General features: G+C 60.4%; 7 protein-coding genes. 6 read left to right on the top strand and 1 reads right to left on the bottom strand.

The features are described from left to right. Positions 1-110: 110 nt before the first annotated feature. The 6 genes from nrdF to HMPREF2971_RS07295 all read left to right on the top strand — a co-directional run bounded on the left by nrdF (position 111) and on the right by HMPREF2971_RS07295 (position 10,612). Positions 111-1,088: a class 1b ribonucleoside-diphosphate reductase subunit beta gene (nrdF, locus tag HMPREF2971_RS07320; protein ID WP_049352870.1), complete on the top strand. Its 978-nt coding sequence runs from the start codon at positions 111-113 to the stop codon at positions 1,086-1,088. 295 nt (positions 1,089-1,383) lie between these two features. Next, the gene (locus HMPREF2971_RS07315) at positions 1,384-2,433 is read left to right on the top strand and encodes a zinc-dependent alcohol dehydrogenase family protein (protein ID WP_070692163.1); all 1,050 of its coding nucleotides are present in this window, start codon (positions 1,384-1,386) and stop codon (positions 2,431-2,433) included. 232 nt (positions 2,434-2,665) lie between these two features. Next, positions 2,666-4,378 (top strand): formate--tetrahydrofolate ligase, encoded by a 1,713-nt coding sequence (locus tag HMPREF2971_RS07310; RefSeq protein WP_005508799.1) that lies wholly within the window; start codon positions 2,666-2,668, stop codon positions 4,376-4,378. Between the two features lie 1,270 nt (positions 4,379-5,648). Further along, the gene (locus HMPREF2971_RS07305) at positions 5,649-6,422 is read left to right on the top strand and encodes an MBL fold metallo-hydrolase (RefSeq protein ID WP_070692161.1); all 774 of its coding nucleotides are present in this window, start codon (positions 5,649-5,651) and stop codon (positions 6,420-6,422) included. 127 nt (positions 6,423-6,549) lie between these two features. Further along, a complete protein-coding gene (gene uvrA / locus HMPREF2971_RS07300) occupies positions 6,550-9,438 on the top strand; it encodes an excinuclease ABC subunit UvrA (protein WP_070692159.1) in 2,889 nt (962 codons plus the stop codon). Positions 9,439-9,466: 28 nt separating this feature from the next. After that, positions 9,467-10,612: a GNAT family N-acetyltransferase gene (locus HMPREF2971_RS07295; RefSeq protein WP_070692157.1), complete on the top strand. Its 1,146-nt coding sequence runs from the start codon at positions 9,467-9,469 to the stop codon at positions 10,610-10,612. A 186-nt stretch (positions 10,613-10,798) separates the two neighbouring features. On the opposite strand, the gene HMPREF2971_RS07290 is transcribed toward HMPREF2971_RS07295, so the two are convergent. Further along, the gene (locus HMPREF2971_RS07290; RefSeq protein ID WP_070692445.1) at positions 10,799-12,280 is read right to left on the bottom strand and encodes a glycoside hydrolase family 1 protein; all 1,482 of its coding nucleotides are present in this window, start codon (positions 12,278-12,280) and stop codon (positions 10,799-10,801) included. Positions 12,281-12,313: the final 33 nt, after the last annotated feature.

Genomic DNA, 12,313 nt, shown 5'->3' with positions numbered 1-12,313 from the left:
CTATAACTAAAGACTGGAAGGGGCGGTTACGGTAAACACGCAAACCGCCTGCGCGACTGGCTGGGCGCGCGTGGCACCGTAACCGCCCCTTAAGAATCGGAGAATTACTAATGAGCGAAAAGGTGAAGCTCGTCGACCACGTGGTCGAGGCTATCAACTGGAACCGTATTGAGGACGAGAAGGACCTTGAGGTTTGGGATCGTCTGACCGGTAACTTCTGGCTGCCGGAAAAGGTGCCGCTGAGCAACGACGTGCCCTCCTGGAAGACCCTGACCGAGGAAGAGAAGCAGCTGACCATGCGCGTCTTCACCGGTCTGACCCTGCTGGACACCATCCAGGGTACTGTCGGTGCTGTGTCCCTGCTGCCGGACGCTGTGACCGCGCACGAAGAGGCCGTGTACACCAACATTGCGTTCATGGAGTCCGTGCACGCAAAGTCGTACTCCTCGATCTTCTCGACCCTCGCCTCCACCAAGGAGATTGACGAGGCGTTCCGCTGGGCTTCTGAGAATGAGCACCTGCAGAAGAAGGCGAAAATCGTTCTGTCCTACTACACCGGTGACGACCCGCTGAAGAAGAAGGTCGCCTCCACTCTGCTGGAGTCCTTCCTGTTCTACTCGGGCTTCTACCTGCCTATGTACTGGTCTTCGCACGCGAAGCTGACCAACACCGCTGACCTGATTCGTCTGATTATTCGTGACGAGGCAGTGCACGGCTACTACATTGGCTACAAGTTCCAGCGCGGCCTGGCGAAGGAGTCCGCGGAGCGTCAGGCAGAGCTGAAGGAGTACACCTTCAACCTGCTGTACGAACTGTACGAGAACGAGGTGGCGTACACCCACTCCCTGTATGACGGTGTGGGTTGGAGCGAGGACGTGAAGAAGTTCCTGCACTACAACGCTAACAAGGCTCTGATGAACCTGGGCTACGAGCCGATGTTCCCGGCGTCTGTGACTAATGTGTCTCCGGCGATCCTGTCGGCGCTGTCCCCGAACGCTGATGAGAACCACGACTTCTTCTCCGGTTCCGGCTCTTCCTACGTGATCGGTAAGGCTGTGAACACCGAGGACGAGGACTGGGACTTCTAAGCCCCTTCTCGCTGCGAGATATCAGGCTGAGATAAACCGAGCGGAACCCCCGCGTATCCACTATGGATGCGCGGGGGTTCCGCCGTTTAACCGGGCTATTCAACGTGCCGGGATGTCCAGGATTCCCCGGTTTAACCTGGTGTGGAAGCGCTGGGGAAGCGGGGGAGTGGGAGCAGTTTTGCGGGTTCAGATTGTCGGAGTTTTTGCCTTCACCCCGTAGCATAAAAAATCATTGATATATCGGGGCGCGGGGCGTACTATTGGACTACTATCCCACAACCCCTAAAGGAACATCATGCGTTCAGTTGTTATGGAAGCCCCCGGCAAGGTCGTCGTCAACGAAGTTGAGAAGCCGACCCTGCTCGAACCCACCGACGCCATCATCAAGCTCGCAGCATCCTGCATCTGCGGCTCCGACCTGTGGCCCTACCGCGGCGCAGACGCAAAGCCCGTCGACCACCGCGCAATGGGCCACGAATACATCGGCGAGGTCGTAGAAGTCGGCTCCGAGGTCACCACCGTAGCCCCCGGCGACTTCGTCGTAGGCTCCTTCTGCATCTCCTGCGGCGAGTGCGAAACCTGCACCGCAGGCTACCCCTCCCGTTGCCTCAAGGCAATCGCAGCAGGCGACACATTCATCGGCATGCGCTCCAACGGCACCCAAGCAGAATACGCCCGCGTACCCTTCGCAGACGGCACCCTCGTCAAGACCCCCGCAACCCCCACCGAAGAGCAGATTCCGCACCTGATGGCGGCATCCGACGTGCTCGGCACCGGCTGGTACGCAGCAGACGCAGCGCAGGCAGGCCCCGGCAAGACCATCGTCGTTGTTGGCGACGGTGCAGTCGGTCTGAGCGCAGTCATCGGCGCTAAGCAGCTCGGCGCGGAAAAGATCATCATCATGTCCCGCAACCCCGAACGTCAGGCGCTTGCTAAGGAATTCGGCGCAACCCACATCGTGGAAGAGCGCGGCGAAGAGGGCATCGCCAAGGTTCTGGAGCTCACCGACGGCGTGGGCGCACACGGCGTTGCGGAGGCTGTTGGCTCCCAGCAGTCCTTCGACCAGGCACTCGGCTGCGTACGCCACGGTGGCTACATCGGCTTCGTGGGCGTGCCGCACGACAGCGCCATCGGCACTGATAAGCTCTTCGACAAGCAGGTTCACCTGGAGGGTGGCCCCGCCCCCGTGCGCAAGTACCTGCCGACCCTCATCGACCTGATTTACAAGGGCGACATTGAGCCCGGTAAGGTATTTGACCTGGTTCTGCCCATCGACGAGGCAGCTAAGGGTTACGAGGCAATGGACCAGCGTACCGCCACCAAGGTTCTGCTGACCATGCCGTAATAGCCGCTCGTATCGCCGGTTCTTGTACTTTCTTGTACTAGCAACCCGGCGCGTATACGCTACTAATCCCCGCACCGACCCTGTTCACTCCATGTGAGCGTAGGGTACCGGTTGCGGGGATTCGTGCATTAAAAATTGAGTTTATTTGTCGGAGTCCGGCGAGGTGAGGGACAAATGCGTGAGCCAAGGCATAGAATAAAAGAGCATGATTCGTACAACTCGAAGGATGACAATGACGAAGAAGCCTTTCCCTTCCGACCTCGAAATCGCACTTGCTGCAGATCTCTGGCCTATCAATAAGATCGCAGCGGACAACGGCATCAGCGAAGATCGCCTTGAGCCCTACGGCAAGTACGTTGCTAAGGTCCTCCTCGATGAAACCACCAACGCAGAGACCGCCCGCAAGCGCGGCTCCAAGTACATCGTGGTTACCGCAGTCACCCCCACCCCCCTCGGTGAAGGTAAGACCGCAACCTCCGTATCCCTCGCACAGGGCTTCGCACAGACCGGCCGCAAGGCAATCCTGGCTCTGCGTCAGCCCGCAATGGGCCCGACCTTCGGCATCAAGGGCGGCGCAGCAGGCGGCGGCTACTCCCAGATCGTTCCCATGGAGAAGCTGAACCTGCACCTGACCGGCGACTTCCACGCCGTCACCGCAGCACACAACCTGCTTGCCGCCATGATTGACAACCACCTGCACCACGGCAACGAGCTGCGCATCGACCCGCGCGCAATCGAGTGGCGCCGCGTTATCGACATGAACGACCGCTCCCTGCGCAACATCGTCGTGGGCCTGGGCGAACGCATGGACGGCGTGGTCCGCGAGACCGGTTTCGACATCACCAGCGCCTCCGAAATCATGGTGATTCTCTCGCTGGCAACCTCCTTCAAGGACCTGCGTGAGCGCCTGGCAAAGATTGTTATCGGCCTGAACTACGACGGCGAGCCCGTCACCGCGGCCGACCTGAAGGCTGACGGCGCAATGTCCGTCATCCTGGCGGACGCAATCAACCCGAACCTGCTGCAGACCCTGGAGCACACCCCCGCCCTGATTCATGCGGGCCCCTTCGGCAACATCGCAACCGGTAACTCTTCGGTTGTGGCTGACTATGTTGGTCTGGAGTACTCCGACTACGTCATTACCGAGGCTGGCTTCGGCGCCGACATGGGTGCCGAGCGTTTCTTCAACGTCAAGTGCCGCGTCTCCGGTCTGAAGCCCGACGCAGCAGTGCTCGTCGTCACCGTGCGCTCCCTGAAGTCCCACTCCGGCCTGTACAAGATCGTTCCGGGCAAGCCCCTGCCCGAAGGCATGTTGCAGGAAAGCCCCTCCGACGTGGAGAAGGGCGCAGAGAACCTGAAGAAGCACATCGAGATTGTGCGCAACTTCGGTGTTCAGCCGGTCGTGGCAATCAACGCCTTCCCGACCGACTTCGAGTCCGAGCACGAGACTATCCGCCGTATCGCTGAGGAAGCTGGCGCTCGCGTCGCTATCCACCGCGGTGTGGCAGAGGGCGGTAAGGGCACCACCGACCTGGCAGACGTGGTTGCTGAGGCATGTGACGACGTTTCGGATCTGAAGTACACCTATGATCTTGAGGACTCCATTGAGACCAAGATTGAGAAGGTTGCCACCAAGGTCTACGGTGCGGACGGCATCTCCATTGCTCCCGCTGCCGCTAAGCAGCTGAAGCGTTTCGCTGAGCTGGGCTACTCGCACCTGCCCGTGGTTATTGCGAAGACACACCTGTCCATCTCTTCGGATGCAACTCTGAAGGGCGCACCGACCGGCTGGACCCTGCCCGTGCGCGAGGTTCGCCTGGCTGCAGGTGCTGGCTACGTTTACGCTATCTGCGGCACCATGCGCACCATGCCGGGCCTGAGCAAGAGCCCCGCAGCTGAGCGCATCGGCTTCGACGAGAATGGCGTGATGGTCGGCCTGTCCTAAGGCTTGTCCTAAAGCGGCTGTTCCAGCTGATTTATAGCTAGTGGAGGCGGCGCTCCTTCCCCACAGCGGGGGAGGGGCGCCGCCTTTGCTGTGCCCTATGGTGCTCTCTGTAGTGATTATAAGGGGAAGTAGAGTACCTGAAAACGGGGGAGTGAAGGATTCTGAAACCCCTGGTGGAGGGGTCTTTCAACCTTTCATTGAGGCTTCTAGAGCGCCTGTTTTGAGGGTGAAATTGGTACGTGCTGGTTAATAATTGGGCTCTATTTGTGCTTAAAGGTCAGGTTTTATTAAACAATCTATAGAGGTTGATTTTTTAGTGACACACTGTCTTGCATTTTGTGAAAATACGGCATTGACTAGGTATTTTGCTTTTTGAAAGGGGTTTTAATGGGTGCACTCAGTGAACCTGAATGTGGGGCTGATGTTATTGTTTTGTAATAAAACCTCTACTTTAGGGGGTACCTACAGGGGTAAAACAGACCAATTGATTTTGCCCTCGCGCAAATAATTGTGCAGATTTTGAACGGTGAGCGGTACATTTTTTCCGGCTAATGAAGTTGCAACTACTTGAAGATACTTTTACCTTAACCCTCTAGTTCCGCGGAATACCGGGCTAAAACCGGGCATTGAGCCTTCAAGATTGGTGAGCATGAAGCTCAAGTTAAAGGTGCACTAAAGTGCCAAATGAGGGAAAATCTGAAATTATTTTGGGTGAAATAAGTCACATCAAAACTCGAAAAAAATGAAATTGGTACGTATGGATACCCTAAAAAACACCTGTTTTTATTACAGAATGATTACAATGAGGTGTGGGTCACTAAATCTGGCTCTCCGTACCAAATTGGGCGGTAAAACAGCCCCCAAAAAGTTCGCTACTATTGAGTCATCAAGTAATCGTGAGATTTCCAAAGTCCTCGGGTTGCTTGTGTTTGAGTGAGTGATAGATACCCCTGGGTGTCATGAGAAGCGACTGTGTATCGATGCGCAGTCGCTTCTCTGTTTAACTTTTGAATTTCAGCGGACTTTTGAATTTCACTGAACCCTCAGCCAGGCGGGATCCAGCCGGGACCTAATCCGTGCTGAACCCAATCTGTACTGAGCCTAATCTGTACTGAGCGTGCTCCAGAATCTGTTCCCTGTGCATCCCGCACATACATCCCGCACACATGCAACCCGTACATGTATCCCGCGCGTTCAACGCCGAATGCGCTGATAGGGGAGTATTACGCATAGGTAACTGCTGTGCGGTCACAACCCCTACACTGGAACTATGACTACTTACCCCGAACCTACCCTCATCTTTGAGAACCCCGAACTGACCGTCCGTGCGTTCAGTGTCTCCGAGATGGACAACAGCGTCTACCTCATTACCATGCGCGCCACCGGCGAGCAGGTACTCATCGACCCTGCAGACGATGCAGAAGAACTCTACGCATTCACTCTTGACGCGCTCCTGCACGACTGCCCGCAGCTCGAACTGGCAGATGGTGAAGAACGCCGCGTGCGCGTCATGGAGAAGGAAGAGGACTTCAACTCCATCAGGCCCCGCGCTATTGGTCTGACCGGCATTCTGGTTACTCACGGCCACTGGGACCACATCCGCGCTATTAAGGAGCTCGACCACCTCACCGGTGCCGTCACCTCCGCGGGTGCAGCTGACGCCGCTGAGATTAAGGAACTGGAAGACTACACCGTCGAAGAGGAGCTGACCGGCGGCGAAAGCTTCGACTTCTACCTCTCTGACACCGTCATCCGCGCCCTGCACGTGCCCGGCCACACCCCCGGATCCATCGTCTACACCCTCGAAACCACCTGGGAAGACGGCACTCCCGCAACCCTGCTGTTCACCGGCGACACTCTCTTCCCCGGCGGCGTGGGCAAGACTGACTCCCCGCAGCAGTTCGGCGAGCTCTTCTCCAATGTGCTCGAAAAACTCTTCGGCGGCTTCGAGGACGACGCTATCGTGCTGCCCGGCCACGGCCGCTCCACCACCCTCGGCGATGAGCGCCCCCACCTGGAAGAGTGGGGAACCCGCGGCTGGTAAATCGCGCCTGACAGTCCACCTCATATAAGTACTGCACCCTCATGCCTTCACCGCCCGCATAATCGCACCGGTGAAAGGTATGAGGGTGTAGAATTTAAGTTCGAAGATTAAGACGAAAGGATTTTCGATGACACCCCGCCCGGCACACGGAAGCACCGCACTCAAAGCGAACGACCTGACCAGTATCCGGGTTCAGGGTGCCCGCGAAAACAACCTCAAGAACGTAGACCTCACCATTCCGCGCGATGCGATGGTCGTCTTCACCGGCCTCTCCGGTTCCGGTAAGTCCTCCCTCGCCTTCGACACCATCTTTGCGGAAGGTCAGCGCCGCTACGTTGAGTCGCTGTCCTCCTACGCGCGTATGTTCCTCGGCCAGGTTGACAAGCCCGACGTAGACTTCATCGAGGGCCTCTCCCCGGCGGTGTCTATCGACCAGAAGTCCACCTCCAAAAACCCGCGCTCAACCGTCGGTACCATCACCGAAATCTACGACTACATGCGTCTGCTCTGGGCGCGCATCGGCCACCCGCACTGCCCCGAATGCGGCGAAGAAATCACCCAGCAGACCCCGCAGCAGATCGTGGACATTCTGCAGGAGTACCCCGAACGCACCCGCCTGCAGATCCTCGCGCCCGTCGTCAGCGCACGTAAGGGCGAGTTCGTGGACCTCTTCAAGGACCTGCTCACCCAGGGCTATTCGCGTGCCCGCGTGGACGGCGAAACCGTGCAGCTCTCCGACCCGCCCAAGCTCGCCAAGCAGTACAAGCACACCATCGAGGTGGTCGTCGACCGCATCGTCATTAAGGACGGTATTCACCAGCGCCTGACCGACTCCATCGAAACCGCGCTCAAGCTCGCCGACGGCCGCGTACTCATCGACTTCGTGGACCGCGAGCAGGACGACCCCGAACGCACCCGCTCCTTCAGCGAAAACCTCGCCTGCCCCAACAACCACCCACTGCAGATCGACACCATCGAGCCGCGCGCCTTCTCCTTCAACTCGCCGTTCGGCGCATGTAGCGCCTGTGACGGCATCGGCTCGCGCCTGGAAGTAGACACCGAACTGCTCGTACCCAACCCCGACCTGACCCTCGGCGAGGGCGCTATCGCCCCCTGGTCGCAGGGCAAAGCAACCACCGAATACTGGTTGCGCCTGCTCGCAGGCCTGGGGGAGGAGCTCGGCTTCGACCTGAACACCCCCTTCAAGGACCTGCCCGCCAAGACCCGCGCCGCCATTCTGGACGGCAAGGACTACAAGGTTGAGGTCTCCTACCGCAACCGATTCGGCCGCGAACGCCGCTACACCTCCGGATTCGAGGGCGTGAAGGCGTACATCAAGCGCAAGCACGAAGAAACCGAATCGGACTTCGCCCGCGACCGCTACGAACAGTACATGCGCCAGGTCGCCTGCCCCTCCTGCGGTGGCGCGCGCCTGAACCCGACCATCCTCGGCGTGAAGGTTGGCGGCCAGTCCATCGCAGACATCACCGACCTGTCCCTGGCTGACGCGCTCGCCTTCGTGCGCGGCCTGCAGCTCAGCGCCCGCGAAGCCAAGATTGGCGAGCAGGTCCTCAAAGAAATTGACGCGCGCCTGCAGTTCCTGCTGGATGTGGGCCTGGACTACCTGACCCTCTCACGCTCCGCCGGTACGCTCTCCGGCGGTGAGGCGCAGCGCATCCGCCTCGCAACCCAGATTGGTTCAGGCCTGGTCGGCGTGCTCTACGTGCTCGACGAGCCCTCCATCGGTCTGCACCAGCGCGATAACCGCCGCCTCATCGAAACCTTGACCAAGCTGCGCGATATGGGCAACACGCTTATCGTGGTTGAGCACGACGAAGACACCATGCGCGAAGCCGACTGGATTGTGGATGTAGGACCCGGCGCCGGCGAGCACGGCGGCGAAATCGTGCACTCCGGCAGCTTTGAGGAGCTGCTGAAGAACACCAAGTCCATTACCGGCGACTACATGGCTGGCCGCCGCACTATTGAGGTGCCCGCATCCCGCCGCCCCGTGGACAAGAAGCGTCAGCTGACCGTGCGCGGCGCCCGCGAAAACAACCTCAAGAACGTGACCGTGTCCTTCCCTCTGGGCGTATTCACCGCGGTGACCGGGGTATCCGGCTCGGGTAAGTCCACCCTCGTCAACGACATTCTGTACACCTCCCTGGCGAACAAGCTCAACGGCGCCAAGCAGGTACCCGGACGCCACAAGAGCATCGACGGCCTGGAACACCTGGACAAGGTCATTCACGTGGACCAGTCGCCCATCGGCCGTACCCCGCGCTCGAACCCCGCCACCTACACCGGCGTGTTTGACCACATCCGCAAGCTGTTCGCAGAGACCAGCGAAGCGAAAATGCGCGGTTACACCCCCGGCCGATTCTCCTTCAACGTCAAGGGTGGCCGCTGCGAAGACTGCTCCGGCGACGGCACCCTGAAGATTGAAATGAACTTTCTGCCGGACGTGTACGTACCCTGCGAAACCTGCCATGGCAAGCGCTACAACCGCGAAACCCTCGAAGTGCACTACAAGGGCAAGACCATTGCCGACGTGCTCGAAATGCCCGTGGAAGAAGCCGCAGAGTTCTTTGCCGCATTCACCCCGATTGCGCGCCACCTGAACACTCTCGTGGACGTGGGTCTGGGCTACATTCGCCTGGGTCAGCCCGCAACCACCCTCTCCGGCGGTGAGGCGCAGCGCGTGAAGCTCGCAACCGAACTGCAGAAGCGCTCCAACGGCCGCTCCATCTACGTGCTGGACGAGCCGACCACCGGCCTGCACTTTGAAGACATCCGCAAGCTGCTCGCCGTGCTGCAATCGCTGGTTGACAAGGGCAATAGCGTCATCACCATCGAGCACAACCTGGATGTGGTCAAGTGCGCCGACTGGATTATCGACATGGGCCCCGAAGGCGGTAGCGGCGGCGGCACCGTGATTGCCGAAGGCACCCCGGAACAGGTGGCTCAGGTGAAGGGCTCGCACACCGGCGCGTTCCTCGCTGAGATCCTGAACTAGCCGAGAACTTGAACCAGAGGAAACCTACGTGACTGATACTCAAGCAACCGGACCTGCCCGGGGAGCTCAGGCAATCCGCGACGCTGTGAACCGAGGCCCTGTGAACCGGGGCGCTGTGACCACCGCGGACCGTGCCCGGCACATCCTGCACACCCAGCTGGAGGCGGACTTCTGCCAGGCACCCGGCTCGATTAGCCGCGCCCTCGAAGAGCTACGCGACTACCCGGAAGCTGAGAGCCTGCCGCTGCTCGCCACCGTGCAGCCGCCCTCCGAGAAGATGGGTGCCGCACGCCGTCGCAACGACGACATCTGGGAGTTGCGCGTCGCCAACTATGCGAGCGTCGGCATTCTCTGCGCCAAGCATCCGCGCGTGCTGGAGAAGGCTATCGACTACATGCTTGGCGATCAGTCGAACTGGCTGGGTGACTACGCGCAGCTGCGCCAGCTCAACGAACTGCTCACCCCCTACACCCAGCAGGTCAGCGGCACGAGCATCTACTACACGCCCGGCCGCGCCCTGCTGAACTCGGTCGTACCCGAGGGCGTGCAGGCGCAGGAGGTCAAGTGCGCCGTGCCCGGTGTGGGCATGATGCGCCGCGTTGACCCCGCCGAGCTGAAAGCGGCGCTGCTTGCCGAAATCACCGACGAGCGCACCATCCGCAGGGAGGCAAACGCCTCCGCGGGTGCGCTTGAGGTTGACCCGGAAGATACGGAGGCGCGCGTAACCCGCCTGCGCGTGGAGCTGCTGGACGCTGAGCAGTTTGAGCGCTTCCGCGGGGATAAGCGCTACTCGAACGCGCTAGGTTTTAGCGTGACCCGCCCGGATGTGCTGGTGCTCGCCGCCTACCCGGTGGATGAGGATACACCTGATGCACCCGCGGCGGGGGAGAGCGACCCTGCGCTCGCAGACCCTATCGCTATGGTAGGCCTGAGTGACGATTCGCCGATTATGCGCCAGATTGGCATTGATGTGCTGCCTGCCTGGCGTGGCGCCGGCATCGCCAGCGTGCTGGTGCGTGATGCTGCACGCCTGACCCTGGCGGAAGGGTACCTGCCGTTCTACGGTACGAGCCCGTCGCACATGCTGTCGCAGAGGGTTGCGATGAATGCTGGGTTGGTGCCGACCTGGTGGGAGTACGTGTCCACCAGCCTGAATGACCTACCCATGGACTAGATTTGCCTACAGACTAGAGCCGCCCGCGCTAGGCATAACGGACATGCGCAAAAGCCCCCGAGATTCAGAGTCTCGGGGGCCTTTTGTCGCTGGTTTCGCGGGGCTCAGGCTTACGAGGGGGCCTGAGTTTCACGCGCCGTGAATTTCGCGTGCTAGTTTCGCGGGGCGGGGGTAGAACCTGACCGGTTACAGCTCCGCGCCGTTGCTGGCAATCACCTCGCGGTACCAGTGGAAGGACTTCTTACGGTAGCGCTCCAGGGTGCCGGAGCCATCGTCGTTGCGGTCCACGTAGATGAACCCGTAGCGCTTGGACATCTGCGCGGTCGAGGCGCTAATCGTGTCGATGCAGCCCCATGTGGTGTAGCCGAGCACGTTCACGCCGTCCTCGATGGCTTCACGCACCGCGCGCAGGTGCTGGCGCAGGTAGTCGATGCGGTAGTCATCCTCCACGGTGAGCTCACCGTTCACCTCAACCAGTTCGTCGCGGGCGCCCAGGCCGTTCTCCACGATGAATAGCGGCTTCTGCCAGCGGTCCCAATACTGGTTGAGGACCACGCGCAGGCCGGTCGGGTCGATCTGCCAGCCCCATTCGCTGGAGGGCAAGGTCGGGTTCGCCACGCCGCCGAGGATGTTGCCCTCGCCGCGCTCGCCTCGTGCCGGGTCGCCGGTCGCGCAGGTGGACATGTAGTAGCTGAACGACACGAAATCCACGGTGTTCTTCAGGTCCTCGCGGTCCTGCTCGGTGACGTTCAGCTCCACGCCCTTCTCACGCAGGGCACGCAGGAAGTAGCCGGGGTAGGCGCCGCGCACGTGCACGTCACCGAACGCGAAGTTTGCCTGTTCCGTCTGCATGGCGGCGAGTACGTCGGCGGGGTCGGGAGTAAGCGGGTAGGTGGGCATGGCAAGAATCATGCAGCCGATCTGTGCGCCCGGTGCCAGTTCGCGTGCCGCAGCGGTGGCGCGTGCGGAGGCGACCAGCTCGTGGTGCATTGCCTGGTACAGGTCGGCGTCGCTGAGCTGATCCGCCGGGGTGTTAATGCCACCGGACATGAACGGCAGGTGCAGCATCGAGTTGATTTCGTTGAAGGTCAGCCAGTACTTCACGCGCTTGCCGTAGCGGGCGAACACGGTGCGGGCGTAGCGTTCGTAGAAGCCGATGAGCTCGCGGCTGGTCCAGCCGTTGTACTGCTCCACCAGGTGCAGCGGGGTTTCGTAGTGGCTGAGGGTGATGAGCGGCTCCATGCCGTGCTTTTCGAGCTCGTCGAGCACGCGGTCGTAGAAAGCGAGGCCCGCCTCGTTCGGGGTTTCTTCGTCGCCGCGGGGGAAGATACGCGACCAAGCGATGGAGAAGCGGAAGACCTTGAAACCCATCTCCGCGAGCAGGGCGATGTCTTCGCGGTAGCGGTGGTAGAAGTCGATGCCCTCCAGCTTGAGGTTGTCCTCGGTGGGTTCCGCGGTGCGCGGGTACAGGCCGCCGGCAGGCAGCACATCCTGCAGGCTGGGGCCCTTGCCGTCTTCGTTCCAGGAGCCCTCGAACTGGTTGGCGGCGGTAGCGCCTCCGAAGAGGAACCCGTCGGGGAACGCGCCGAGCGGCTGCGGCTCGGTCAGCGCCGGGTTGGAGTTTGGCAAAGAGGTAGTCTGGGCGGTGATGTGCTGGTCCTGGTGCACGGCATCCTCCAAGGTGTTGTGGGGTTTTCTTCT

Source organism: Rothia sp. HMSC066G07, assembly GCF_001814485.1.
Lineage (GTDB): Bacteria > Actinomycetota > Actinomycetes > Actinomycetales > Micrococcaceae > Rothia.
Note: the sequence above shows the minus strand (reverse complement) of the source record. Positions and strands in the feature narration are given on the sequence as shown.